General features: G+C 51.3%; 27 protein-coding genes and 2 pseudogenes. 20 read left to right on the top strand and 9 right to left on the bottom strand.

Annotation, left to right across the window (positions count from 1 at the left end):
- Positions 1-5: 5 nt before the first annotated feature.
- The 6 genes and pseudogenes from BSZ32_RS07405 to BSZ32_RS07380 all read left to right on the top strand — a co-directional run bounded on the left by BSZ32_RS07405 (position 6) and on the right by BSZ32_RS07380 (position 7,123).
- A complete protein-coding gene (locus BSZ32_RS07405; RefSeq protein WP_105042854.1) occupies positions 6-914 on the top strand; it encodes an alkaline phosphatase D family protein in 909 nt (302 codons plus the stop codon).
- A 447-nt stretch (positions 915-1,361) separates the two neighbouring features.
- On the top strand, positions 1,362-3,158 hold the full coding sequence (locus BSZ32_RS07400; protein ID WP_105042853.1) for an MFS transporter: 1,797 nt from the start codon (positions 1,362-1,364) through the stop codon (positions 3,156-3,158).
- A gap of 322 nt (positions 3,159-3,480) precedes the next feature.
- Positions 3,481-4,914 (top strand): sialate O-acetylesterase, encoded by a 1,434-nt coding sequence (locus tag BSZ32_RS07395; protein ID WP_105042852.1) that lies wholly within the window; start codon positions 3,481-3,483, stop codon positions 4,912-4,914.
- A gap of 51 nt (positions 4,915-4,965) precedes the next feature.
- A pseudogene (locus BSZ32_RS20570) lies at positions 4,966-5,337 on the top strand (sulfatase-like hydrolase/transferase); the annotation flags it as partial.
- Between the two features lie 29 nt (positions 5,338-5,366).
- Positions 5,367-6,188, top strand: a complete 822-nt coding sequence (locus BSZ32_RS07385; protein WP_105042851.1) for a sulfatase-like hydrolase/transferase — start codon at positions 5,367-5,369, stop codon at positions 6,186-6,188.
- 248 nt (positions 6,189-6,436) lie between these two features.
- Positions 6,437-7,123 carry a GDSL-type esterase/lipase family protein gene (locus tag BSZ32_RS07380; protein WP_105042850.1) on the top strand — a complete coding sequence of 229 codons (687 nt, stop codon included), beginning with the start codon at positions 6,437-6,439 and terminating at the stop codon, positions 7,121-7,123.
- A gap of 49 nt (positions 7,124-7,172) precedes the next feature.
- On the opposite strand, the gene BSZ32_RS07375 is transcribed toward BSZ32_RS07380, so the two are convergent.
- Positions 7,173-7,547 carry a hypothetical protein gene (locus BSZ32_RS07375; protein WP_105042849.1) on the bottom strand — a complete coding sequence of 125 codons (375 nt, stop codon included), beginning with the start codon at positions 7,545-7,547 and terminating at the stop codon, positions 7,173-7,175.
- 49 nt (positions 7,548-7,596) lie between these two features.
- Here BSZ32_RS07375 and BSZ32_RS07370 point away from each other — a divergent pair, with 49 nt between their 5' ends.
- The 7 genes and pseudogenes from BSZ32_RS07370 (at position 7,597) to BSZ32_RS07350 (ending at position 12,143) form a co-directional block, all read left to right on the top strand.
- Positions 7,597-7,890: a hypothetical protein gene (locus BSZ32_RS07370; protein ID WP_129589649.1), complete on the top strand. Its 294-nt coding sequence runs from the start codon at positions 7,597-7,599 to the stop codon at positions 7,888-7,890.
- Positions 7,891-7,929: 39 nt separating this feature from the next.
- Positions 7,930-8,232, top strand: coding sequence for a hypothetical protein (locus BSZ32_RS07365; protein ID WP_165788717.1), 303 nt, complete (start codon positions 7,930-7,932; stop codon positions 8,230-8,232).
- Positions 8,233-8,354: 122 nt separating this feature from the next.
- Positions 8,355-8,774 (top strand): sulfatase-like hydrolase/transferase, encoded by a 420-nt coding sequence (locus BSZ32_RS19190; RefSeq protein WP_206018756.1) that lies wholly within the window; start codon positions 8,355-8,357, stop codon positions 8,772-8,774.
- A pseudogene (locus tag BSZ32_RS20315) lies at positions 8,768-8,881 on the top strand (hypothetical protein); the annotation flags it as partial. The gene BSZ32_RS19190 and the pseudogene BSZ32_RS20315, both read left to right, overlap by 7 nt.
- Positions 8,882-9,003: 122 nt before the next feature.
- The gene (locus BSZ32_RS19700) at positions 9,004-9,486 is read left to right on the top strand and encodes a sulfatase/phosphatase domain-containing protein (protein WP_343125942.1); all 483 of its coding nucleotides are present in this window, start codon (positions 9,004-9,006) and stop codon (positions 9,484-9,486) included.
- A gap of 44 nt (positions 9,487-9,530) precedes the next feature.
- Positions 9,531-10,544: a serine aminopeptidase domain-containing protein gene (locus tag BSZ32_RS07355; protein ID WP_105042846.1), complete on the top strand. Its 1,014-nt coding sequence runs from the start codon at positions 9,531-9,533 to the stop codon at positions 10,542-10,544.
- Positions 10,545-10,742: 198 nt separating this feature from the next.
- Positions 10,743-12,143, top strand: coding sequence for a sulfatase (locus tag BSZ32_RS07350; protein WP_105042845.1), 1,401 nt, complete (start codon positions 10,743-10,745; stop codon positions 12,141-12,143).
- A 107-nt stretch (positions 12,144-12,250) separates the two neighbouring features.
- On the opposite strand, the gene BSZ32_RS07345 is transcribed toward BSZ32_RS07350, so the two are convergent.
- Positions 12,251-12,706, bottom strand: coding sequence for a thioredoxin family protein (locus BSZ32_RS07345; RefSeq protein WP_165788716.1), 456 nt, complete (start codon positions 12,704-12,706; stop codon positions 12,251-12,253).
- 49 nt (positions 12,707-12,755) lie between these two features.
- On the opposite strand from BSZ32_RS07345, the gene rdgB reads away from it, so the two are divergent.
- A complete protein-coding gene (gene rdgB, locus BSZ32_RS07340) occupies positions 12,756-13,370 on the top strand; it encodes an RdgB/HAM1 family non-canonical purine NTP pyrophosphatase (protein WP_240610581.1) in 615 nt (204 codons plus the stop codon).
- An 82-nt stretch (positions 13,371-13,452) separates the two neighbouring features.
- Positions 13,453-15,162 carry a serine/threonine protein kinase gene (locus BSZ32_RS07335; RefSeq protein WP_105042843.1) on the top strand — a complete coding sequence of 570 codons (1,710 nt, stop codon included), beginning with the start codon at positions 13,453-13,455 and terminating at the stop codon, positions 15,160-15,162.
- Between the two features lie 69 nt (positions 15,163-15,231).
- Here the strand turns inward: BSZ32_RS07335 and BSZ32_RS07330 are convergent, their stop codons facing one another.
- On the bottom strand, positions 15,232-15,465 hold the full coding sequence (locus BSZ32_RS07330) for a VF530 family protein (protein ID WP_105042842.1): 234 nt from the start codon (positions 15,463-15,465) through the stop codon (positions 15,232-15,234).
- A gap of 80 nt (positions 15,466-15,545) precedes the next feature.
- On the opposite strand from BSZ32_RS07330, the gene BSZ32_RS07325 reads away from it, so the two are divergent.
- The 3 genes from BSZ32_RS07325 to BSZ32_RS07315 are packed head-to-tail and all read left to right on the top strand — an operon-like array spanning position 15,546 to position 17,538.
- Positions 15,546-16,157 carry a metal-dependent hydrolase gene (locus BSZ32_RS07325; RefSeq protein WP_105042841.1) on the top strand — a complete coding sequence of 204 codons (612 nt, stop codon included), beginning with the start codon at positions 15,546-15,548 and terminating at the stop codon, positions 16,155-16,157.
- Between the two features lie 20 nt (positions 16,158-16,177).
- Positions 16,178-16,639, top strand: a complete 462-nt coding sequence (locus tag BSZ32_RS07320) for a hypothetical protein (RefSeq protein ID WP_105042840.1) — start codon at positions 16,178-16,180, stop codon at positions 16,637-16,639.
- Positions 16,640-16,692: 53 nt separating this feature from the next.
- Positions 16,693-17,538 carry a GH25 family lysozyme gene (locus BSZ32_RS07315; protein ID WP_105042839.1) on the top strand — a complete coding sequence of 282 codons (846 nt, stop codon included), beginning with the start codon at positions 16,693-16,695 and terminating at the stop codon, positions 17,536-17,538.
- Between the two features lie 46 nt (positions 17,539-17,584).
- On the opposite strand, the gene BSZ32_RS07310 is transcribed toward BSZ32_RS07315, so the two are convergent.
- The 6 genes from BSZ32_RS07310 to BSZ32_RS18765 all read right to left on the bottom strand — a co-directional run bounded on the left by BSZ32_RS07310 (position 17,585) and on the right by BSZ32_RS18765 (position 23,195).
- The gene (locus BSZ32_RS07310) at positions 17,585-18,028 is read right to left on the bottom strand and encodes a hypothetical protein (RefSeq protein ID WP_105042838.1); all 444 of its coding nucleotides are present in this window, start codon (positions 18,026-18,028) and stop codon (positions 17,585-17,587) included.
- A 280-nt stretch (positions 18,029-18,308) separates the two neighbouring features.
- Complete coding sequence (gene groL, locus BSZ32_RS07305; protein WP_105042837.1) at positions 18,309-19,937, bottom strand: chaperonin GroEL; 1,629 nt, start codon at positions 19,935-19,937, stop codon at positions 18,309-18,311.
- A 30-nt stretch (positions 19,938-19,967) separates the two neighbouring features.
- Positions 19,968-20,255 carry a co-chaperone GroES gene (locus BSZ32_RS07300; protein WP_240610580.1) on the bottom strand — a complete coding sequence of 96 codons (288 nt, stop codon included), beginning with the start codon at positions 20,253-20,255 and terminating at the stop codon, positions 19,968-19,970.
- 58 nt (positions 20,256-20,313) lie between these two features.
- On the bottom strand, positions 20,314-20,691 hold the full coding sequence (locus BSZ32_RS07295) for a four helix bundle protein (RefSeq protein WP_105042835.1): 378 nt from the start codon (positions 20,689-20,691) through the stop codon (positions 20,314-20,316).
- A gap of 87 nt (positions 20,692-20,778) precedes the next feature.
- Positions 20,779-22,698 (bottom strand): molecular chaperone DnaK, encoded by a 1,920-nt coding sequence (gene dnaK, locus BSZ32_RS07290; RefSeq protein WP_105042834.1) that lies wholly within the window; start codon positions 22,696-22,698, stop codon positions 20,779-20,781.
- Positions 22,699-23,054: 356 nt separating this feature from the next.
- On the bottom strand, positions 23,055-23,195 hold the full coding sequence (locus tag BSZ32_RS18765) for a hypothetical protein (protein ID WP_165788715.1): 141 nt from the start codon (positions 23,193-23,195) through the stop codon (positions 23,055-23,057).
- A gap of 72 nt (positions 23,196-23,267) precedes the next feature.
- On the opposite strand from BSZ32_RS18765, the gene BSZ32_RS07280 reads away from it, so the two are divergent.
- Positions 23,268-23,939 (top strand): type II secretion system protein, encoded by a 672-nt coding sequence (locus BSZ32_RS07280; RefSeq protein ID WP_105042832.1) that lies wholly within the window; start codon positions 23,268-23,270, stop codon positions 23,937-23,939.
- A 111-nt stretch (positions 23,940-24,050) separates the two neighbouring features.
- Positions 24,051-25,946, top strand: a complete 1,896-nt coding sequence (speA, locus tag BSZ32_RS07275; protein ID WP_105042831.1) for a biosynthetic arginine decarboxylase — start codon at positions 24,051-24,053, stop codon at positions 25,944-25,946.
- Positions 25,947-25,977 lie beyond the last annotated feature (31 nt).

The raw sequence follows: 25,977 nt of genomic DNA, 5'->3' as shown, positions 1-25,977 counted from the left end.
GTTCGATGAAATCAATTTTAGCAACGGCGACACTCTTTTTGAGTGTCGCCGTTTTTGTTCAAGCCCAGTGGCAGCCATTGCCGAGTGGTGGGATCTCTCGCGTGGCCTTTGGTTCTTGCGCCAAACATTGGCAGGCGCAACCGATCTGGAATGCTATCATTCAGAAGAAACCTGATCTCTTTCTCTTTTTAGGGGATAATATCTACGCGGACACCGATGGGAAGTCGGCTTGGTCGGTGACTGAACAGAGCCTTCGTGGCGAGTGGAATAGGCTGGCTGATAAACCTGAATTTCAAGCGGCTCAGGCGGCATTCCCTTTCTTGGCAACATGGGATAACCTCGGCTACGGAACGCACAATGGCGGTGCGGAGTACCCACTGAAACTGCAATCCAAAGCTGTCTTTCTCGATTTTTTTGGTGAAGCGCCCGAGGCAGCACGGCGTAGCCATTCGGGGATTTATGATGCAAAAGTCATTGGGCCTGAAGGGCAGCGGGTTCAGGTCATTTTGCTCGATACTCGCTACTACAAAGGAGCCTTTATCAAAGGAACGATGGGTAAGGAGGCGGCCAAAGAACGGAAAGTCGTGGGGAAATACGCGCTGAATACCGACACCTCTGTCACCCTCTTAGGAGAGAAGCAATGGCAATGGTTAGATGCTGAGCTCAAGAAGCCTGCCAAACTGAGATTGGTATGTTCCAGCAGCCAAGTCATCCGAGACGAAAAAGGGATGGATGAATGGGGAAACTACCCACACGAGTGCGCACGTTTGCTCCAGCTTCTCTCCACCACTAAGGGCTCCAAAACCATCCTCCTTAGCGGAAATGCCCATTTTACAGAGATCTCGGAATCGAAAAAATTTGGAGGATTGCTCGAGTTTACATCCTCAGGAATGACCCATACCAATCCCTACTAGCACAATGTAAAAACTCGTACAGAGTTGCTGGCCCATCAGATTCACTCAATTTTGGATTGCTAGAGATCGATTGGGAAAAGAGACAAATCGAATTACAAGCATGCGACGCCAAGGGTGATCCCTTGTTTAGTAAGCAAGTAAAGTTTCTACCATAGCGAGCTAACTAAGCATGAAGTGTTTCTTCCACGCGCTCGTTTCGGGGTCGGTCAATGTGTAAGCGATGTTCTTGATTCAGAGCAATCGCCGCCACTTAAGTGCTTGCTGAAGCACAGACAATAAGTAATTGTCCGAGCGAGCTAACATCAAAGTAGTCGGGCATTTGCGAAATCCAGCAAAGTTACTGACAAACTTCAGTTTTTTGTTCGCCTGGTGAGCGAATTCCGTGCATAACGCGAGCGAATTTCCACCGCAGAATCACTTCTTTATCATCCTCTTACGCCCTTTCCTATGACGACATCTGATCCACCTCCCTCGACAAAAAGCGACTCACTTCTCAGCCAGTTCAAATCCTTCCGTACCGTCTTCTGGCTGGCGGGCTGGATGGAGCTTGTCGAGCGCTTCGCCTACTACGGCGTGCGAGTGATACTGCCAGTTTTCATGGTGGCCGCGATCGACAATGGTGGTCCCGAACTTGACCAGATCCAGAAGGGCAGTTTATACGCGGTATGGGCTATTGTGCAGTCTTTCGTGCCCATTCTTTCCGGCGGCTTCGCTGACCGGTATGGCTATAAGATCAACATCGCCGGCGCGACGCTTCTCAAGATCATCGGTTACATGATCATGGCCTACTGCATGCCGCTGGCCGAGATGCTGGTCGGTATGCCGCTGGCCGAAGCCCGCGCCCTAGGCATCGACCAAGTCTACGGCGTCCTGTTCACTGGAGCGATGTTCGTCGCCTTCGGTACCGCGATTTTCAAGCCGGGCATCGGAGGCCTGGTCGCGAGCCAGCTCGACAAGAAGAACTCCTCTCTTGGGTGGAGCATCTTCTACCAGCTCGTTAATATCGGCGGCTTCTTCGGGCCGCTGGTCGCTGGATACCTGCGGGTGATCAGCTGGGACTGGGTGTTCATCATCTGCTCAATGGCTGTCGCTCTGAACTTCATCCCGTTATTCTTCTTTAAGGAACCCGCCCGCAAGGCGCTGGCGGAAGGCGAGAAGAAGCCTGGACCATGCCAGATGCTCTTCGAGTCGCTGCGCGGACTGCTCGAGCCGCGGCTGTTCTTCTTCACGATCAGCTTCGCCGGGTTCTGGCTGCTGACCTTCCAGCTCTTCGACATCCTGCCGAACTTCATCGACGACTGGGTCGATTCGCGACACCTTGCGGCGGCCTTGGCTTCAATCATTGGTGAGAGCGCCGTGCCCACGATCAACGGCGGCAACCTGACCCAGGAGTGGATGATCAACTTCAACGCCCTGCTGATCAGCCTCGGCACTTTCATGATGGGTTACTTCACCCGCAAGGTGCCCACGCTGGTCACCATCACCATCGGCATCGTGATGGCGATCATCGCCACCTATGGACTCGGCATGAGTATGAGTGGCTGGTGGATTCTCGGTGCCATCGGCTTCTTCTCCTTGGGCGAAATGCTGTCGGGCCCTGGCACCGCACGTTACATCGTGGAGATCGCTCCGCCGGGTCGGGAGGGACTCTACATTGGATACGGCAACTTCACTGTCGGCATCGGCTGGTCGATCGGCTCACTCATCGCTGGCCACCTCTACCAAAGCGGCGGCGACAAGGTGGTGCTCGCTAAGCGCTATCTCATCGATCAACTCGGAATGAGCGCGGACAAGGTCAACAGCCTACCTAAGCAGGAAGTCGTGCCAACGCTCGCGGAGGCGACTGGAACCGACGCTTTCGGGGCCGCGGATCTTCTCTGGAACACCTATGCCCCTTACTCCATGTGGTCGATTTTTGCGGCGATCGGCCTCGGATCGATGCTAATGCTCATCGCCTACAATTTCGCAGTTAACGGCGCCAACAAAAAACCGAATCACACTTTAAATGTCCATGGAAACCTGTGGGTGAAGGTCTTACTCATACCTATCACCGTCATCCTTATCGGTGCAACTATCTGGAGAATGAAGGTGGATATTCAGGTTCCCGATAGCGCTTGGTCTTCCGTTACTCTTGCCAACCTCGGTCTAATCCTCAATGCCACCTTCTTCTCGATGATGCTGATCATTTCCTTCCTGCCTTCCACCCGCCGTATGTTCCAGCCAGCAGGATCTACCGAGAGTTGAGGAAAGGTCTCGCATGCGTAATGCCGATCGCTTGCACCAACACCCGCCAATGCAACACCCGCCGATGCACCAATCGGCGGGCTCTCGCGACGGTCGATGGGGAGTTCATGCTGGTCACCTGTGTGGAATCGGCTGATGGTTCTGGTTGAAATACTGAACGCAACTCAGGACCAGGCCGCTGCTCAAAGGGAGCGACGTCCACTTCTTGAGCGGCGAACATCAAGCCGTGCTGGGGAATGCCGTCGGCGATGCCGTTACTCAAGCGCTCGAACGCAGGATTTCGGATAAAAATTAACAACGCACAAAAAAGAATAAAGTTGGCATGATAAAAAGATTATTACTCGCGCTGGTGTTGCTAGCATCCACGCTCCACGCCGAGATTATTCTACCCAAAGTAATCGGATCCGGAATGGTCCTTCAGCGGGAATCCCAAGCCGCCATCTGGGGCTCAGCCGATCCAGGAGAAGCCATCACCATCAGCTGCAGCTGGCTTAACAAACCCATCAACGTCAAAGCGGGTGCCGATGGTAATTGGTTGGCTAAACTCAAAACTGGCCAGGCCGGTGGCCCCCACACCATCAAACTAACATCCTCCAACTCTATTGAGCTGGAGGACGTTCTATTTGGTGAGGTATGGCTTGATTCAGGCCAGTCGAACATGGAGATGCCGATCGCTCCAGTATCCTCTGCCTACACTGGTATCAAGGACTGGGAGTCGGAGCTGGCCACCGCCGATTACCCACAAATCCGCCTCTTTCAGGTTGGCAATATCGCGAGCAAGGAACCGCAGAAGGATGTCCAGCCAGGTGTGTTGATCTACGGCGTCAAGGTCCCGCCATGCAAGTGGCAGAATTGCACACCCGAGACCGTCAAGCACTTCAGCTCGACCGCCTACTTTTTTGCTAGAAAGCTTCACAAGGACCTCGGTGTGCCCATCGGCATCATCGATGCGTCATGGGGAGGCACCGCCATCGAGCCATGGATAGGTAAAAAACACCTTAGCCAGGCCGGCTTCGACGAGATTGCCAGGAAGGGCGAAGACAAACCAGACCAACCCAACGCCAGAGGGATTTCCAGCCGACTCTACAATGGCATGATCGCGCCACTGATGCCATTCACCCTGAAAGGTGCGATCTGGTACCAGGGCGAAAGCAACCAAGCGAGGCCACAAACCTACAAGCGACTGATGCAGGCGATGATCGCCGACTGGCGGGATGGCTTCAAAAGTGATCTCTCATTCTATTACGTGCAGATCGCTCCATTTACCTACAAGCAAAATGCCGCCTACCTGCGCGAGCAACAGCTTCAGGCGCTTTCGATCAGAAAATCCGGTATGGTCGTCACGACGGATATCGGTGACCTCAAGGACATCCACCCGAAAAACAAACAGGAGGTCGGACGTCGACTCGCACTCCAGGCGTTGGCAAACGATTACGGTATGAAAGTCGCCTGTGATGGCCCACGATTGAAGGTGATGGAAATCAAGGACAGCAAAGCCATCCTGCATTTCGATCATGTTGGCGGCGGCCTGACCGTCTATGGCGGCGACGAATTAAAGGATTTTGAAATTGCCGGAGCCGACAAAAAATTCGTTAAAGCATCCGCCACGATCGTTGGTGATAAACTTGTTGTCGGAGCCCCCGAGGTCAAACAACCAGTAGCGGTGCGTTACGCCTTCTCCAGTCAAGCCACCGGTTCTTTAATGAACAAAGACGGCCTCCCCGCCTCCCCGTTCCGGACGGACGACTGGAAATAGCTTGCACTGGAACATATTGACATTAGCACCCTAACTCGACATCTATTCATCATGACCCGCTGCACGATCATCGTCTGTTTTCTATCCTTGCTAGCCCTTTCTGTGTTGGTGTCACCCGCCTCCGCAGAGGCCCGGCCACCGAATGTTATCCTGATCATGGCCGATGACATGGGCTACAACGATCTGGGCTGTTACGGCCATTCTGAAATCAAGACACCCGTTCTCGATCAACTTGCCAAGGAGGGCATCCGGCTAACCAGCTTCTACTCCGGCGCCACCGTTTGCACACCCTCGCGCATGGCCTTGTTGACCGGTACCTATCCGAGCCGACTCGGCTGGACCCAGGGGGTCGTGGGGTACTTGATCAGCACCAAACAGGGACTCAACCCTAAAGCCCTGACCATGGCCGAGGTTTTTAAAACCGAAGGCTACACCACTGGGCTCATCGGTAAATGGCACCTCGCGACAGCGAACCGCTCCGCCCTCACCGCCAAGGGTTTGATTCCACCTACTACATCAATAAAAGTAACAACCAGAGCAAGACGATCTGGCGCGGTGACAAAGCTGTGGAAAAACCCTTCGATAACCGCCTACTCACTGAGCAGTTCACCACCGAAGCTGTTCGCTTCATCCAGTCTAACAAAAACAAACCCTTCTTCCTTTACCTCCCGTTCACCGCACCGCATTTCCCTGTGCAGTCGCATCCCGACTGGAAAGGCAAGTCAGCCTTTGGAGGGGAGGGGATCAAGGCAAGGATACGAGATTACGGCGATGTCGTCGAGGAGCTGGACCATCGTATCGGCGATATACTCAAATCTTTAAAAACCGAAAAACTCGATCAAAACACCATCGTAATATTTACATCCGACAATGGACCGCAGGGGGGACAACTGGCCCAGGAAAAACCCTACCGTGGTAAAAAATGGAGTGCCCTGGAAGGTGGCACTCGCGTTCCATGTATTATCCGCTGGCCGGGTACCATCCCCGCCGGAAAAGAAAGTAACCAACTCATCGGCGCCATTGATTTTCTCCCGACACTGAGCCACGCCTGTGATATCGACCTGAAGGCCGTCAGCAATAATAGCCCAGTCATCGACGGAGTTAATGTCCTAGACTCACTCATAGGAAAAGCGGGCGCATCTCACCCGCGCAAGGACCTTCTCTACTGGCACGGAAAAACTGGTTTCCACGCATCCGCGTCGGCGATTGGAAACTCTTCCTCAACCGCGAGGGTGCCGAGCTCCCCAATGACACTGGCTCCGGCCTCGTCTTAATCAATCTTGCCAATGATGACGAGGAACTCACCGACCTCAGTCGCAAACACCCTGAGAAAGTCCAGGAGATGCAGGCTCTCGCCAAAACACGCCTTGCCAATATCAAGGCACACAGCATCCCGCTCGGGGGACAAGCTGGTGAGTAGAACAACGGTCGGAATTCGCGAGCATCAAGAAAAGGCCTTTGAAAGACACCTAGATAAAGGTCCGTGTTTCACCTTTGACGTAGCTACAGAAAGAAACAGATCATGTTGAGAAAATCAAAAATTAGAATCGCTCTATTGTTCTCGTACATCCTTGTCATGCAGGTTGTGGCAGCCCAAGAGAAAACCTTGATTATCGGGTTGATAGGCGACTCTACCGTTGCGAGTACCTATGGATGGGGGCCAGCCTTGGCGGCTGAAGTCAATGACCACGTGAAGGTGCTGAACTATGCAAAAAATGGGGCAACTCTAGATTCGCTATCCAAAAAACTGGATACGCTAATCAAGCAGAAACCGGACTATGTCCTGATTCAATTCGGCCACAACGACATGAAACGATATGAGACGAACGCTTACGGCGAAAAGCTAAAAGATTATGTGGAGAGAGTCACAGATGGTGGCAGCAAAGCGATCGTTTTGAGCTCGGTCACCCGTCGCAATTTTGATGAAAATGGTAAAATTGCACCTCGAATCATAAAGGGTGATCGATCATTGCCTGCATTCGCTCAGGCTGCTCAAGCCGTCGCCAAAGAAACCAAAGTGCCGTTTATTGATCTTAATTCTATCAGTATTGAGCACCACAACAAGATAGGGCCGGACGCGAGTGCGGCTTACAATTTCACGGACACTGATACAACGCACTTCAGCAAGAAAGGCGCCAAAGCCATTGCTGATTTGATCATCAAGGAACTCAAAGCTGCGGCCCCAGAACTGGTGAATTATTTAAATTGATTGTCGGCTAGTCCACGCCGGTCGCCATCCTCATCGGCTGCAGGCGGATTTAAATGCGCTCGAGCTTCAGTGGATAGGTGTTTCCTGAGTCGAACTGGGCGACGTAGAGGCTGTCGTCCTTACCGACGGTTAGATCATGTGGGTGCATGAAGATTGGGTCGGTGGTTTTCATTGGTTGGAGTTTGCCGTCGTCATCATATTGCGGAGCGCTGCCGGCGATGTTAGCGACGACGCGGAGGTCGTCATCTAGGATGGAGATGAAGCCGCGGCTCTTGCGGTCGGCTGGCCAGTTGTCGGCGAGGTGGGGGACGAAGAAGTGCTTGCCGTTTTGGTGGAGATGGCGCGGGTTGCCGCCGGGCAGCGGGGTGGAACCGAGAATCTTGCCGTCGAGGTCTAGGCGGAGGAGTTCTTGCTGGTCGCTCATGGCGATGAGTAGGGCGGGGTTGGCGATCGCGCAGGTCAGTGATGCCGCCGTGCGGTCCCCAGTGCTTGATGCCGCCTTCTTTGCCGCCGAAGGTTTTCTTGAGCGAGCCGTCGGCGCCGTAGTGCATGATGTAGTCGCGGCCGTAGCCATCGAGCACGAAGAAGTCGCCGTTAGGGGTATGGAGAGTCCAGGATGGGCGGTATTGGCGGGACTTTTCGTATTTTCCGGAAGCCTCGGGCCACGCCCATTGGTTGAGAATTTCACCGGAGAGGGTGGCTTTGAAAACCATGCCGCGGCCGAGATCGGTGAAGTAGAGGACTTCGCGATCGTTCTCGACGACTAATGAGAGGCCGTGGGCGCCGGGGTAGTCGTGGCCCCATTTGTGGAGCAACTTACCGTTAGAGTCGTAGACGATGACGTTGTTCTTCACTTCATCAGTGAGCAAGATGATGTGACCTTCACGGGTGCAGACGATGCCGTGGCAGTTCTTGACTGGCGTCTTGGGGCCGAGGACTCCCCAATCTGGAACCAGACGGTATTTGAAATCGCCCTGGCCGAGGACGGCTTCCTTTCCACTGAGAATGGTGGGGAAGGCTGCAGCTGCCGCGGTGGTGGCGAGGAAGTTACGGCGAGAAAAGGAGCGTTGGAGCATGCGGAAACTTATTCAAGCGCGCTTGTGATGTAAATCATTTTGAGTGCTCTGAGTTTGCTTTTTGAATGCGTTTAGGCATAGGGCTCCACCGACGAAATAAATAAAATTAGATTCTGGAGTTCTAGAAGAAATTCGACATCATTTTTCCAACAAGTATGAAACATCGTTCAATCATCAAGCCCCTAGCTGTTCTAGCACTCTTGCTTACCGGCCCGCTCAGCGCGGAAAACAAAAAGCCTAACATTGTCCTCATCCTCTCCGACGACCAGTCTTGGACGGATTACAGCTTTATGGGACACCCAGTCATCAAGACACCACAGCTCGATAAGCTTTCCAAGCAGAGTGTCACGTTCCGCCGTGGCTACGTGCCCACCGCCTTGTGCCGCCCCGCACTGACCACTCTGGCAACTGGCCTCTACTCGCACCAGAACATGATCACCGGCAATGACCCTGGAAGAACTGCAAAAAACAAGCAACACGCGGAAAGAACTGGCAAGGATCCTAGGGAGTTGTTGATTTCCAACGTCGATAAAAACCCGACCGTACCCCGCACACTCCGCCGGAGCGTTTGCTGAAAAAATACGCCACAGCCGACCGACCTATTTCAGTCGCCAAATACTACGCCATGTGTGAGTGGTTCGATGAAACCTGCGGCGAACTGATCGACGGCCTCGATCAAAAAGGCCTCTCCGAGAACACGCTCGTCATTTACCTCACCGACAACGGATCCAGGACCCGAAGAGTTCGCGCTTTGCCGCCCGCTCGAAACTCACCGCCTACGAAGGAGGCACCCGCACTCCCATCATGTTCCGCTGGCCCGGAAAAATCAAACCCGCCGACCGACCTGAGCTTTGCAGCAGCATCGACATCGTGCCTACCATCCTCGCCGTCGCCGGCGTCGATATCCCGAAACGTCTGCCCGGCCTGAACCTGCTCGCCAACCTACAAGAGGGAAAACCGATCAAACGCAACACCCTCTTTGGCGAAAATTTCGACCACAATATCGAGGACATCGAGGACCCGGAAGCGTCTCTGCTCAACCGCTGGGTGATCCGCGGCGACTACAAACTTCTACTCACCTACGATGGCGTTGCAGGCTCTGGATACGGCCGACGGGTACTACCCACGGACCCCCAGCCACAGTTGTTCGACCTCAAATCCGACCCCCACGAAAAAACCAACCTAGCCACCAAAAAACCTGAACTCCTCAAGGAACTCAGCGGCCTGATCCACGGCTGGTACCCGCTCAAAAATCGTAAGGTCAACACTCTGCCGAGGCAAAAATGATAAGGTGACATAGAGGGGGATTGGCGTCATAATTACGGACGCTGATGCAGTATAAATCATCCAGGAAAACCCTCTATTTTTGCTTGGATCCACGGTGGATTTTATCGATCGCGGTGGCCACCTTGCTAGCATCCTGCTCAGCCCCGACCTGGGTGAACCAGCCAAGCCAAGCACTACCGGCACAGCCACAGCTAGCGGAAAACAGCTACACATCTTTTGATGGTGACTCGCTAGGATACCGCAAATGGCTGCCCAGCAAAAGGGAGCCGAAAACGGTCATCATAGGGATTCATGGGATTTCCGGATATTCAGGTGATTATAAAAATCTGGCTAAATTCCTGCTCAAAAACAACCCGGACACGGCGATGTACGCCGCTGAAACACGTGGTCAAGGTATGGACCCTAAGCTGTGCCGACGCGGGGATATTTGTCATGTCGATGATTGGTACAATGACCTCTACACCTTTACCGGCCTCGTTCGGAAGGTGCACCCTAAGGCGAAAATTGTGTGGTTTGGTGAAAGCATGGGCTCACTGATCGCGATGCATTCCTATGTCCATACTCCCCCTGGCGCACAAAAACCGGATGCAATGATCATCTCTTCACCTATTGTGGATGTGAATGACAAGTTGCAACCATGGAAATACACCATGGTCCGAACTACCTCCCTGCTTTTTCCCACACTAAAAGTCTCACTCGAATCTCTCTCCGGTGGCCAGTCCGTTGTGGTGACCGAAGATGATATCCACGAAGACCAAGTCTTAAAGAATGAATGGTATATCAAACAATACACCCTGCGCTTGTTGCTTAAGCTCGGGAATATGTCCGCATCTCTCAACCGGCCCGCCTCGACAGTCGCCTGCCCGGTGCTGGTGCTTCACGGCGGGAAAGACATCTTTACTTCGGACAGCAGCGTCAGAAAGTTTTATGCTGGATTCCCAGGGGGCACGGATAAAAATATCAAAATATACCCCGGTTCCTACCACCTCCTGATGTACGACCACGAGCGCGATAAAATTTTTGCCGATATCTCAGAGTGGCTACACCAACTCAAATAAAATGGGTCTAGGAAACCCATTTTCGAACCTGCGGCACAAACAACCACGCACTAGAATCATTACCAATTCATCCATGCCATAGTTGGGAAGAGGAGCTAACGAAGAAAAAGTTGCGTTAGTTAGCTGAATCCAACTAGTGTTAGTTGAAAAGAAGCTAAGATCCAGCACGTTCAATCATACTACCCTTTCAGCGACCTCATGAAATATCCATTGACCCTACTTTCAGTCTTGCTCACCAGCCTGTGTTCCTTTGCTGCTGAGAAGCCTAACATTCTCTACATCAACATCGATGACCTCGGCTGGGCTGATGTTTCTATCAATGGTTCGAAATACTACGAAACGCCGAACATCGATCGGCTCGCCAAGGAGGGCATGATCTTCACCAATGGCTATTCCTCTGCTGCGAATTGTGCGCCCTCGCGCGCCTGTGCTATTTCCGGTCAGAGCACCCCGCGTCACGGAGTCTACACAGTGAAAAACTCGGATCGCGGAAAGTCCAGCACCCGCAAGCTCATTCCCACCAAGAACACCCTGCACCTTAAACAGGACAATCTCACCTTTGGTCACGCTCTGAAAGCTGCTGGTTACACCACTGCCACCATGGGGAAATGGCACGTCACCAAGGATCCGCTCAAAAATGGTTTTGACATCAATGTCGGAGGAACCGCTGCTGGTGGACCGTACAATGGCGGCTACCATTCCCCCTTCAAATACCCCAACCTAGAAGTCAAAGAAAAGGGCCACTACCTAACAGACGTCCTCACCGACAAAGCTATCGAGTTCATTGGCGAGCATAAAGCCGGCCCGTTCTGTCTCTATCTCCCCTACTTTACCGTCCACAGCCCGCTCCAAGCCAAGCCTGAGCTAGTCAAAAAGTATAAGAATAAAAAAGCCACCGAGGCGCAGAACAACCCCGTTTACGCAGCGATGATCGAGTCGCTCGACCAAAACATCGGCCGCGTGCTCGACGCCTTAGAATCTAACGGCATCACTGACAACACCCTCGTGATTTTCACCTCCGACAATGGTGGTGTCAATGTCTCCAGCCTCCAATGGCCGCTGCGTGGTGGTAAAGGCATGTATTATGAAGGCGGCATTCGCGAGCCCTTCTTCATCCGCTGGCCTGAGAAGATCAAGGCCGGATCCAGCTGCGACACCCCTGTCAGTAATCTCGATTTCTACCCCACCTTTTGTGATGTGGCTGGAACCTCAGCTCCAAAAGGCAAGATCCTAGATGGGCTAAGTCTCAATCCTCTGTTTGAGGGGAAAGTACTGGCTGAGCGCTCACTCTTCTGGCACTTCCCTATCTACCTACAAGGGTATGGAAAAGCTGACAGCCCCGGAATGAAAGAAGCTCAGGACACGCTTTTCCGCATTCGCCCAGGCTCAGCTATTCGCCACGGCGACTGGAAACTCATCGAGTACTTTGAGAATGGTGAGTTCGAACTCTACAATCTAAAGCAGGACGTAGGCGAGAAAAACAACCTCGCCAAGAAGCATCCAGAAAAGCTGCAAGAGCTTTACTCCAAACTCAATAATTGGCGGAAAGAACTCAATGCTCCAGTTCCGACTGAGAAGAATTCAAAGTTCGAAGGATGATTCACTCATCCAAATAATCCGTTCTAAACAATAAGAAGGGTATGTACTTTGACGTACACACCCTCCTCAATCATGTTAACAACCACATTAACTACACAATGAAAATTTTAGAACATGTCCTTCAGACGAAGCTGTTGTTTCAGCTCACCTAGCATCTTATCAACCGAGTTGAACTTCGAAGCAGTGAACCTAGAAAACTCTTTTCCTTTGGTGTCTAACAAAACTACTGTGGGTACACCAGAAACGCGATACTTTTCTAAAACTTTCTGATTTTTCGCTTTCAGTTTTTTATCGCCATTAGGAATATCGATTTTTACAAGAATGAAATCTTTCTCGGCACCTGATTTGAAAGCCTCTTTTGAGAAAACTTTTTTCTCCATCATCATACATGGAGGACACCAGTCGGAGCCGGTGAACTCAACAAAGAGAGGTTTATTCTCTTTCTTACTGAGCTTCTTCGCTTCGTCTATATTAGTCATCCAGCCTTCACCAGCAAACAGGCTGGTAGCGGTGACGGCGAGAGTGGCAATGGCGCTTAGTAGTGTTTTTTTTGGACTCATCATAAGCATAAGCGGCACGAGCAAGGTATTTTATTCCCAACTCTGAAATAAAATGCAAAAAGAACGTATGAACCAATCGACTGAAATCCTTATAGCCACTGGCAATTCCCATAAGACAGAAGAGATCAAAAATATTCTCGGAGGTAACTATGCGGTCGATGATTTGACTAGGAAAGATTTTGCAAAAGTCGATGAGACTGGCACCACATTCTTAGAAAATGCCACGCTCAAAGCCGTCGAAATCAGCAAACTCACCGACCAATGGGTGCTGTCGGATGACTCGGGACTCGAGGTAGATGCCCTGTACGGAGACCCAGGTGTCTATTCCTCTCGCTATGCTGGTGAGGATAGTAATGACGCTGCCAACAACGCTAAATTACTTGCAGAGCTGAAGAAACTACCCCGCGAATGCAGCCGAGCAGCACGCTTTCGCTGTGTCATTGTGTTGGCAAAAAATGGCGAACGAATGGCGCATTTTTCAGGCGCAGTGGAAGGGCGCATCATCGACGTCTTGAGCGGTGATGCTGGCTTCGGCTACGACCCACTGTTCATTCCAGAAGGGTACGATCAGACCTTCGCTCAGCTCCCTATCAGCGCAAAAAATCAGCTCAGCCATCGCTCTATGGCTCTTGAGGCTGCACTCCCATGGATTAACGAGAACCTCTAAATTTCGGGCATTTTAAACTCGAAGATTGCCTTGAAGTGCCTTTGGTATATCAGTCCTATAGCTGTTGCTTAGCTTTTATTAGATGGACGAAGAAAGATACGAAATTAATTCCCTCTTAGGGAAAGGCCGCACTGGCGGAGTCTATGCAGCTGAGGACACTCAGATGAGTAGGACCGTTGCTGTTCGCCGCTTCTATTCCGCTGGTGGAGACACCTCATCCGCGGACTGGGAAGAAGAATTTCTGACAATTGCTCAAAAGTTAGGCAACCTCCAAGATTCAAACCTGCTGACAGTGCTCGATGCAGGAGTGGACGAAGATGGAGCCTTTCTCGTCTCACAGTTACTTGAGGGACAGCGTCTCTCTGATGTCGTTGTCCAAGCTCCTTTTGAGGAACATGAGGCTCACGAAATGGCCAGTCAGTTGCTCGACGCTCTCACTTACTCGCACGAAGCCGGCTTCATCCACGGGGCTCTCACAGCGGGTTCTATCATGCTCACTAGCCGCGCACGCGGAGGCTACCGCTACATCATCATGGACATGGGCCTATCACGGCTCGCTCCTTTGATCCAGGGAGCCGACTCCAGCTACGCCATGATGGCCGACCCCGCACTATTAGCACCAGAGATTTTCGACGGCGAGCCTGCGACTGCGGTCTCAGACTACTACATGCTCGGCCACTTGGTCTATCTCAGCTTGATTGGTGGCCATCCATTTGCGTTCAAGCCCATCGACGAAGTCAAAGACCTACATAAATCTGGAGCCTTTCCACCCATCTCTAACTACAGAGAGGATATCACACCTGCATTTGTTGACTGGCTCAAAAGTCTCACTCACTATGATATTTCCAAACGCCCACAGTCAGCGGCAGAAGCCCTCAAGACGCTTCCCAAACTTCCTCCTAAAAAAAGCACAGTAGCTGTGTCAGCTACCCCACCCGCGCCACAGCCCTCTGCCCAAGTTCAGGTACCACTTCCACCGGCAGCCAACCGCTCGGCCCCAGTAGTCGCATCGCCCTCTATCAATACTCTCAGCGCTCCACAAGCAAAGGGTAAAAAGAAGCTGATCCTCGCCATCATACTCCCTCTGTTACTCATTGCGGGTGTTAGCATAGCTTACATTGAACCTCAGGACTCTAACGCGGAGACATTCTACCAAGAGGAAGCTGAGAAGACTGAGACTAAGCCAATCAATGCAAAGCTAAAATCCTCCAAAATCATCAGCTTTGACATCATTTCTATAGAGGGAATGCATCCCACTAAGGGCCATAAGGACCGCAAGGTATTCAGTGACGGGAAGCTAGACTGGGTTGTTTTTAAAGCCCCACTCAGTGATTGGGATAAATTTAGCCTCGCAAAGAGTAATTTCATCCAGAAGCCATCTCTCATAGGCAAAGCATTAGACTCAAAAAAACCAGCCGGCAACCTCACCTTCTTAGTCCGCAAGGGAACGAAGATAAATCCAAACCTTTACGCCGAGTCCTCCGACATAGGTGATGGCTGGAGAATCAAAATCTCCAATAAGCAAGCCAAGACCACGCTCGAACTTATACTCCATTTCACCTCGTGGAACTGCGATGCCAAACTCCGCATCCTCTCCGCAGATGGAACAACAGAGCTGATCCCAGCCTACGATTATAAAAGCGACAGCGAGAACACCTCCTTTCGCACCACAATCATGCTGGATAAAGAGCTGCTCGATGATCACAGATCTTTCCTTCTCGAGCTCACCACCACTGAAGCCAAGCCAGGGAATCCCTCCGGCCTCACACTCAGTGCCCTCATCGTAAAGTAGGACGAGTGCCTCCGACACCGTTCTAATTTGCCTATCTAGCAAAACGGACTCTCAGTCACGCTGTAGCCTCTATCCTTCTACCTGCTTGAAATGCTTGTAGAGGTCTTCTACTTTGTAGCGAGCCCATGGGGTCTTGCGGAGGAACTTAAGGCTCGATTTAACGCTCGGGTCCTTGGCGAAACAATTGATGCGAATACGGCAAGCCATGTCATCCCAACCGTAAAAATCGACCAACTCATTGAGCATCGTCTCAAGGGTAACTCCATGGAGGGGGGCGTTCGGGTGCTCACGTTTTTCGCTCATTCCCCTCAGCATCCACACTCCTCGTCTACTGTCACGACCTATCGCTTTGTAATCTGCTCAAAAACGTGTAGCGTGCCGCCGTGGATTCAATCACCCAAGCAGCTCTCGGCGGACTCTGTGGCGAACTTCTCCTGCGCAAACAACTCGGCTGGAAGGGCGCGGCGTGGGGCGTCTTTTTCGGCACTCTACCAGATCTCGACCTTGTGATCGCCCCCTTTGTCGATTCTATGGACTGGCTGCGCACCCACCGCAGCCTGTCGCATTCACTCTTTCTCATGCTGCTAGTCAGCCCCTTGTTTGGCTATTTGTTGGGCAAGCTCCACAGCAAAGTCAGCGTAGCGCGAGGCACCAGTTTTGTCCTTCTCACTTGGTCCACCCACGTGCTGATCGATTGCTTCAACAGCTACGGTACACAGATTTTTGTACCTTTCAGCGACTATCGGGTCACGCTCAATAACATGTCGATCATTGATCCACTCTTTACCGTGCCGATGGTGGTGGGGAATTTCATTTGTTTGTTTCTTGTTCGCGATGGGAAAAAATGCACATGGGTCGTTTGGGCCACTACTGCCTGGATCAGCCTCTACACATTGGCCAGCTTCATCATGCTAGGGCGCGCTCAAGATCACTTTAGAAATGAACTCACAAAAGCTAACATCGAGACTAAAAACATTCTCGTCTCCCCGAGCTAGCCAATATTTTTCTCTGGAGAATGGTTGCACGTGATGAAGAAAATTACTATGTGAGTCATTGGTCGGTGTGGGATTCTGCTGATCGGACCTTCCACCTCGACCGAGTAGAGCGCACCCCAGAGTTAGCGAGCCCCTTCCTGGGCAGTAAAGCATTCGAAACCTTAGATTGGTTTAGTCAGGGATGGTGGAAAGTCGTGCAGCAGTCTGATGAACCGAACAGCATTTACCTGATCGATATGCGTTTTGGAGAAATGCGTCAGCCCAACCAGAACACTACAGTCAAAGCTCCACCATTCGTATGGAAACTCAGCGTCGATGAGCAAGGGAAAGTCACTTCAAGCCAAGTATCCTTCCGCTCAAAACTCGACTTTAAGAAAGCCATTTCCCAGCTAAAGCAGCTCAAAGAACGGATTGCTGGTCGCGCGCCCGAATGGACTGAGAGTATTTGGCCGTGGGAGCAAGCTTCGGAAAATGCTCAGTAATCTAGATTGCGACTTTCCACTTCTCCTCTCCTGATCTAATATGCGCATTTGCTATGTTTCGCTTTTTTCCAATATCACTCATCCTTCCTTTTTTCGCCAGCTGTAGCTCGAGCGACTACGGCAAAGTCAGCTATTCCAGCGCCCCTCAAGTCATCAATGTCTCCGACTGGGACCCGAAGGAAAAGCAGCGATCCGGCAACAGCTATAGCCCTAACGATCAGTCTGCCCTCAAAGCTAACGGCGCAAAGGCACTCATCGCCCGCTGCGCCAAAGGTGGCTACATTGACAGCAAATGCGCCGACTTCCTTGTCGGAGCCGAACGTCAAGGAATGCTGTTAGGCTCCTACTACTACGTCCTCCCTGTCGAATCAGCGAGCCGCCAAGCCGACCGCTACCTCAGCCGCCTGCGCAGCATCAAATCGAGCCGAGGCTTGCGCACATCTAAGGTCCTGTTAGTGGCCGATTTCGACACCCATTGTAGCGCAAGCTTGATGGCGGGATTCGTCAGCGAGATCCACCAGCGCACGGGCATTCATCCTGTCGTCTATCTAGAAAACAGCTCGACGATCCGCAACACCCTGCGCCACGCCACTCCCGCGCAGAAAGCAAAGCTTCGGCACTGCCCATACTGGCTAGCACTCTATTCAAATCGAAATACCGGTCTAGAAACCCCGCTCAAGCTGGCCCATGCCTCAGGCGTATGGCACGACTGGGCAATGTGGCAATACGGTGGGGTATTCTGGCAAGGTGGTCGCTCGAAAATCCACCACTACCAAGGAGGCAACTGGAAGACGCCAGCGTACTTCGGTAACCTCGACCGCCCGATCGAGCGCAGTGGCTTCAATGGATCAGAAGGCCAACTTCGCTCTTTCTGGAACAAGCATTCCTGGGCGTGGTAGGGGATGAGGCTTGGTTCTCATGGATAGCATGAAAGGAATCCACCTGTTAGAACTGCGCCATTATAGAGCAAGACGAAGTTCGAAGACCTGGAGCTATGCCCGTTGGCCTAAATGCTGGAATTTCGCCACCCGCTCTAGAGATTATTAGTTGAGCAACGGAACAACAATTGCCGTACCCTGGAAGCCACGGGAAAAGTCCGCTGAATCCGAGCTCTTTGTGCATTGAGTCTTTCACCTCTCTGCCAGCTTTGATTACAAGATTCGCCCATTCAGTACAGGCCATGCCACTTGGCGGAGGAATCATAACTGAACCGCGCGTCGGTTGCTTGTGGTAATCTCTCTTGAGGTTCTCAACCACTGCTAGCAAGCTCTCAACCTTTGCACCTGAGAAAGTTACCTTTTCACGGTCGTCAGGATGTACCTCCAGCCACACGTGTGTCCCCCTCCCGAGGAAGGAACCAAATGCTTTATGACTATTGAGGATAACCATGTCTGCTTTATAGGAAGAATGAACTGCTACTTCTATTCCCAATTTAGGACATAAAAGAAGAAATCTGGCGAATCCGCAGAGTCTGCGCACCCGGTAAACAGTCGATGGTGGGTTGTTTACCTCTTGGAATAAAAAAGAAGCTGGAAGCATCTTCTACGGCGTAAAAAAGCCGAGTTCGGGAGAACGAACTCGGCTTTAAATTTTTGGTGGCTTAGTCAAAGGCTTCATCCTGCCGGCACTGAAAACTGCCAACTGAAAACTTCTAACTAGAGCGAAGCGATTACATCATTCCGCCCATGCCGTGGTCGTGACCACCTGCATCAGCAGCTTCTGGCTCTGGGATGTCTGTGATGAGACACTCAGTAGTGAGAAGGAGACCTGAGATAGAACAGGCGTGCTGAAGAGCGGAGCGTGTCACCTTAGTAGGATCTACAACACCAGCTTCGATGAGGTCCATGTACTCGTCAGTTGCTACGTTGTAACCAATGTTACCTTCAGCTGCCTTTACCTTGTCAACGATGAGTGCGCCTTCGCGACCTGCGTTTGCTGCAAGCTGGCGGAGTGGAGCCTCGATAGCGCGGCGAACGATCTCTGCACCGGTTGCTTCGTCACCAACGAGGTTGATAGTATCAAGAGCTACCTGAGCACGGATGAGAGCTGCACCACCACCAGGGACGATACCTTCCTCAACAGCTGCACGAGTCGCGTGAAGAGCATCGTCTACACGATCCTTCTTCTCTTTCATCTCTGTCTCAGTGGCAGCTCCTACGCTGATCACTGCAACACCGCCTGCGAGCTTAGCAAGACGCTCTTGGAGCTTCTCGCGGTCGTAGTCGGATGTTGTGTCTTCGATCTGCTTACGGATCTGGCTGACACGGCCAGAGATGTCGTCAGAGGAGCCTTCACCTTCGATGATTGTTGTGCTGTCCTTGCCAATTACGATGCGCTTAGCGGAACCGAGGTCTTCGAGTTCAACGGACTCAAGTTTGATACCGAGTTCTTCAGTGATGACTTTACCACCAGTGAGGATCGCGATGTCTTCGAGCATTGCCTTGCGGCGGTCGCCAAAACCAGGAGCCTTTACAGCTGCGATGTTGAGTGTGCCGCGGAGCTTGTTGACTACGAGAGTGGCAAGTGCTTCACCTTCTACGTCTTCAGCAATGATGAGAAGTGGACGGCCAGTCTTGGCTGTCTTCTCGAGAAGTGGAAGCATGTCCTTGAGGTTGGAGATCTTCTTCTCGTGGATGAGAATAAGAACGTTCTCGATAGAGCACTCCATGCTCTCAGGGTCGTTAACGAAGTAAGGAGAAAGGTAACCCTTGTCGAACTGCATACCTTCAACAACGTCGAGAGTTGTTTCGATACCTTTTGCTTCTTCGACAGTGATTGTGCCGTCTTTGCCTACCTTGTCCATTGCTTCAGCAATGATGTTACCGATCTCTGTGTCCCAGTTAGCTGAAACTGTAGCTACCTGAGCAACTTCCTTTGATTCGGAAACTGGCTTGGAGATTTCGGCAAGCTTAGCGACGACCGCCTCGGATGCCTTAAGGATTCCGCGTTGAAGGCTGATCGGGTTTGCACCAGCAGTCACGTTGCGAAGACCTTCTTTGTAGATAGCCTCTGCGAGCACTGTTGCTGTTGTTGTGCCGTCACCAGCCACGTCGTTGGTCTTGGAAGAAACTTCCTTGATGAGCTGAGCGCCCATGTTCTCGTAGGGATCTTCGAGCTCGATTTCCTTTGCAACAGTAACACCATCTTTGGTGATTATTGGGGAACCGAACTTCTTGTCGAGGATCACGTTACGACCTGCAGGCCCGAGAGTTGCTTTTACAGCGCGTGAAAGCTTCTCCACTCCGCGAAGGAGGGATTGGCGTGCCTTTTCGTCAAATTCTAATTGCTTAGCCATGATTTATTTATGTTTTAAAGTGTGATTTGAGAATTAGTTAATAATTCCGAGGATGTCGGATTCAGTAACAATGAGGTGTTCATCTCCGTCTACTTTGACGTCAGTGCCGCCATACTTAGAGATAAGTACTTTGTCGTTTACAGAAACGGAGAACTCAAATGCTGAGCCGTCTTCGTTTTTACCACCTGTACCGAGTGCGATAACAAGTGCTTCTTGTGGTTTTTCTTGAGCAGAATCTACGAGAACGATGCCGCCTGCAGATACTGTCTCAGTGTCTACGCGCTTAAGCAGCACGCGTTGTCCGATTGGTTTGATTGCCATAATTAGTATTAGTTTCTATTTTTGTTGTATGATTTATATTTTGGTCAAAGGACAGGGGTCAAGAGTCAATAGGTTCAGATCTTGGACCGATAGAGCTTATGTAAGAATTGAGGCGACGTTTTAGTTGCTCTAGTTGAACATATAATACTCTGCCTTTTTCTTTCTCTATCAGATTTCTGTGAACTGCTTTTTCTATCCAAGTCTGAGTCTCTAAGAGAATGCCTCGGGAGTAAAAACAGAATTTCTGATTCTCTTTGAAATGATACCTGCCGTAACCTTCTGAAATATTTGCAGCAATTGAATCCGCGCTGCGAATCAGTTGCTTGCCAAGAGTGTCCTTCGCTAAATAGTCCCAAGCTAAAACCAACGACCAGACTTCTTCCCCGAGACTCATAGCCTCACGGTAAATTTCTAGATCGTTGATTGATTGACTCATCTTATAAATAGCAAAGTAATAAAGGTCACTAGCCGGAGCATCTTCCTAGCCCCTTGACTAATGACCTATGACTCTTGACGGCGAAGCCTAGTCTTCGACTACCTCTGCGTCGACTACCTTGCCTTTAGCTGCCTTTGGCTCGGATGACTCAGCTTCTGGAGCTGGAGCACCGCCCATGTCTGGAGCGCCTTGGGCACCGCCAGCTGCTTGTGCCGCCTGAGCGAGCTGCTGGAGCATTGCTTCTAGTTCGTCCTTAGATGACTTGATCTTGTCGATGTCGTCTTCCTTGAGTGCTTCTTTGACTGCGTCAACCTTGCCTTGAATTTCTAGCTTAAGATCTTCTGGTACTTGGTCACCCATTTCTTCGATCTGCTGTTCAACTTGGTGAACCATGTTGTCAGCGTCGTTCTTGAGCTGGATAGCTTCTGCACGCTTTGCATCTTCTTCCGCGTGCTCTTCAGCTTCGCGCTTTGCCTTCTCGATTTCTTCGTCGGAAAGTCCGCTTGAGCCTTCGATGGAGATCTTGTTCTCTTTGCCAGTCTTCTTGTCCTTGGCAGAAACGTGGAGGATTCCGTTGGCATCGATGTCGAAGGTCACTTCGATTTGTGGCTCGCCGCGGCGTGCTGGCTCGATGTCACCGAGGTGGAAGTTACCGAGAATCTTGTTGTCCATGAACATCTTGCGCTCACCTTGGCAGATGCGGATATCTACACCTGGCTGGTTGTCTGCTGCTGTGGAGAATGTCTGTGACTTCTTCGCTGGGATCGTGGTGTTACGCTCGATCATTGCCGTAGCAATCTGGCCTGCAGTCTCGATAGAGAGTGTCAGTGGAGCCACATCGAGAAGGAGTACATCCTGCACGTCGCCCTGGAGAACACCGCCCTGGATACCTGCACCGATCGCAACCACTTCGTCAGGGTTTACGCCCTGGTTTGGTGTCTTTCCAGCAAGATTTTTCGCAGTTTCTACTACTTTAGGCATGCGTGTCATGCCTCCCACGAGAACGAGCTCGTCGATTTCTGATGGCTTGAGGCCAGCTTCCTTGAGACAGTCGATGACTGGCTTCTTGGTGCGAGCGAAGAGTGATTCAGTGAGTTGCTCTAGCTTAGCACGAGTGAGTGTCTTCTGAATGTGCTTAGGACCAGTCTCGTCCATTGTGATGAACGGAAGGTTGATGTCGTATGTCTGTGCTGAGGAGAGAGCGATTTTTGCTTTCTCAGCTTCTTCCTTGATACGCTGGAGTGCGTCGGCCTGCTTGGCGAGGTCGATGCCTGAGTCATTTTTGAACTCATCCACAATCCAGTGGATCAGAGTGTTGTCCCAGTCGTCACCGCCGAGCTGAGTGTCGCCGTCAGTTGCTAGCACTTCGAAAACGCCGTCGTCGATGTCGAGTACGGAGATGTCGAATGTGCCACCACCGAGGTCGTAAACAGCGATTTTTTCTTCGCTCTTCTTGTCGATGCCGTAAGCAAGAGCTGCAGCAGTCGGCTCGTTGATGATGCGGCGCACCTTGAGACCGGCGATCTCACCAGCTGCCTTAGTGGCGGAACGCTGGGAGTCGTTGAAGTAAGCAGGGACGGTGATCACTGCTTCAGTGATGGTTTCACCCAGCTTGGTCTCAGCGTCAGCCTTGAGCTTACCGAGAACCATGGCTGCGATTTCCTGTGGAGAGTATGTTTTCTTCTCGCCGTCGACTTCCACCTGAATGTGTGCGTCGCCATTGTCAGCTTTTACGATGTCGTAAGGCGTGTTTTTGTCGGTGTCAGTGAGTTCATCAAACTTGCGGCCGATGAGGCGCTTTGCTGAGAAGATGGTATTCTTCGGGTTAGTCACTGCCTGGCGCTTAGCTGCCTGGCCGACGAGACGCTCGCCGCTTTTTGTGAATGCCACGACGGAAGGAGTTGTGCGTGCACCTTCAGAGTTCTCCAGAACAGTAGCTTCGCCACCGTCCATTACTGCCATACATGAGTTGGTAGTGCCTAAGTCGATTCCTAGAATTTTAGCCATAATAGTTTGTTTCGTTTTGAGTTAAATGATTTCGGCCCACTGCTTTTCAGAGAGAGCTTTCTTTTCTACCTCTCCTTTTGCAAGATTCGTGCCAGCTTCCATAAATGTCATCCACCCCTTGAATATCAGTCAACTAAGTCTACCTCATAAAAATAAAAACCCTGCATTGGGTCACTTTGACGCAGCCAAGTGTGACTCACCCGCGCCATTTTGACACGATCATGCCATTTTGACACGATCGTGCCATTTCTGGGTATTCACCAGAATTGGGCTCCAACAGCTGGAACGATACAAAAATGGACACCAAGAAAGCACGGATCTTGTGTTCTTTTCCCTTGCCAGAGCAGAGACGCTCGTTAACTTTGCTCATCAAGCTTATCAAGCTTATCAAGCTTATCAAGCTTATCAAGCTCATCAAGCTCATCAAGCTCATCAAGCTCATCAAGCTCGTCGTTGCGACAGGCTTGATTCCATACATATCCATACCGCGTTGCCATCAGGCACCATACAGACGCAAATCATAACTCGCCGATGCGTCGGCACAAAACAAAATCAAACCAAATCAAAAAATGAAAATTAAGTACAAAACTCGACTACGCAAGGGATTTTCCCTCGTAGAACTCCTCGTGGTGATTGCGATCATCGCGGGTCTCGCGGCCATGTCCTATGGTCCTATTATGAAGCAGGTAAAAGCCGCAGCTAAAACCACCGCGCTCAACAATGCCAAACAGATCCACGTAGCTCTGTTTAGTTTCGCTTCAGATAATAACGGAATCTTCCCTAATGAAAACACAGGTGAAGATGGAAGCACTGCCGAAGAGTGCTTCACCCAACTACTAGAAGCTGGCAAGATTGACGAAGAAGTAACTTTCTGGAACAAAGAAAATAGCGTTCTCGGAGTTGTAAGCGGTACCGCTCCTCCTGAAGAAGACGGCGAGCTGGTATCTGGTGAAAATGCTTGGGGATATGTCGTAGGCCTCAATACTTCATCTCGTACCAATATCCCTATCATCTTTGACTCCGTTTCAGGTGTGGGATCATTTGATACAGCAGTTTGGGAAGGTCAAGCAATCGTGGTTAAAATCAACGGTTCAGCGCAGGCAATGAAAATTACATATGATGGCCCAGCGATCGATAGCTCCGGCGAATCGCAGCAAGGACCAATCGAAGAAAACGACAAGGATATCTTTGAGCGTGTTGAAAACATAGATGATGCTGATGTCCTCGTACCTGGCGGCTAAACTAGCTTAGTCATAATTCTCAAAACCGGAGGGATCACCCCCTTCGGTTTTTTTGTGCCCAGACATTACTTCAAACTAGCATCTTTTTACTTCAATCCTATATTTAGCCGTATGAGCTGGAACATCGAAGACGCCCGCGAACTTTACGGAGTGCAGCGCTGGGGCAATGGCTATTTTGACATCAACAGCGATGGTGATGTTGTAGTCCAGCTGCGGGACGGGGATTCTACGGTTCCCGTTTCACTGCAAAAAATCATTGAGGGCCTAGCCGACCGAGGCTCCGCAATGCCACAGCTATTACGTTTCCGTGATTTGCTAGACAGACGAATCGAAGACCTCAACGAGTCCTTCCTCACAGCAATCAAAGAAACATCCTACCAAGGAAGCTACCGCGGCGTTTACCCGATCAAAGTCAATCAGCAGCAACAAGTTATCGAAGAGATTTCTGAGTTCGGCAGGAAATATAACTACGGTCTAGAAGCGGGCTCGAAACCTGAACTCATTGCGGCCCTAGCCTACATGCAGGATCCCAATGCCTACCTCATTTGTAATGGCTATAAAGACGACGAGTTTATTGACCTCGCGCTGCGAGCCATCCAGATGGGCATCCGGGTGATCATGGTCCTAGAAATGCCCAGCGAGCTCCCAGCCATTATCGCGCGCTCTAGAGCACTCGACATCCGTCCCGAGCTAGGCATTCGCTTCCGCCTCTCTACCAAATCTGAAGGCCACTGGGCTGAATCTGGTGGTGACCGCTCGGTATTCGGCCTCAACTCACCGCAGTTGATCGACGCCATCGACCTACTCAAGTCCGAAGGATTTCTAGACTGCCTCACACTATTTCACTACCATCAAGGCTCTCAGCTGCCGAATATCCGTGCCATCCGTGAAGCAGCGACTGAGGCGGTGCGGGTATTCGTCAGCCTTGCTCAAGAAGGGGCTCCCATGGAAATTCTCGATATGGGTGGCGGTCTCGCCGTCGACTACGATGGCTCACACTCCAACTTTGCCTCCTCCTGCAACTACTCACTCAAGGAATACGCTGCAAACCTGATCGAAGTGGTCCAACAGCACTGTGATGAAACAAACATCCCCCACCCCACACTCGTCACTGAGTCTGGCCGCGCCGTTGTCGCCTACTACTCGGTCCTCGTTTTCAATATCCTCGATGTCACAAGATTTTCCCAACCTGAGGAACCTGCCGCTCCAGCAAAAGACGCCCACGACATGCTGCACAACCTTTGGGAAATTCGTAACCGCATCGATAGGAACGACCTTCAAGAATGCTTCAACGACGCCCTCTTCTATCGCGATCAAGTCCGCGACCTATTTCGCCACGGAGTAATTGACCTTCGGGCTCGCTCCGCCGCAGAAAAGATCTACTGGCACGTCTGCACCAGAATTGCTGCGAAAGCGCAACTCCTCGACCACATTCCCGAGGACCTGCAGACACTCCAGTCCAACCTGATTGACTTTTACTACGCCAACTTCTCGGTCTTCCAATCGCTTCCAGATTCCTGGGCGATCGACCAGCTCTTCCCCATCATGCCGATTCATAAGCTCGATACTGAGCCAACGCATCGCGCAATTCTCGCCGACATCACCTGCGACTGTGACGGTAAAGTCGACCGCTTTATCAACCGAGACGGCACCACCACCTATCTCCAAGTCCACGACCGCCAACCTGGCGAAGAGTACAACATCGCTGCTTTCCTGGTAGGGGCTTACCAAGAAACTCTTGGTGACTTACATAACCTATTAGGTGACCCTCACGTGGTATCTGTCGGTATCGAAGAAGGCGAAATCATCTACACCCACGAAGTCGAAGGTGATAGCGTAGCTGACGTACTTTCCTACGTAGAATACGATCCCAAAGATCTGGAAAAGCGATTCCGCAATTTTGCAGAGAAAGCCGTCAGCAAAGGTAAAATCAGCGCTAAACAACGTAAGCTCATTGTCGATGCCTATCGTAACGGCCTCAGCGGCTATACTTACTACGAAAGCTAAATCCAGCCTAGCCGACCAGCGTTGGGAACTG

It is taken from the genome of Rubritalea profundi (assembly GCF_002954445.1).
GTDB classification, from domain to species: Bacteria; Verrucomicrobiota; Verrucomicrobiia; order Verrucomicrobiales; family Akkermansiaceae; genus Rubritalea; species Rubritalea profundi.
The sequence above is the reverse complement of the archived record's forward strand: the minus strand, read 5'-3'. Positions and strand labels throughout refer to the sequence as shown.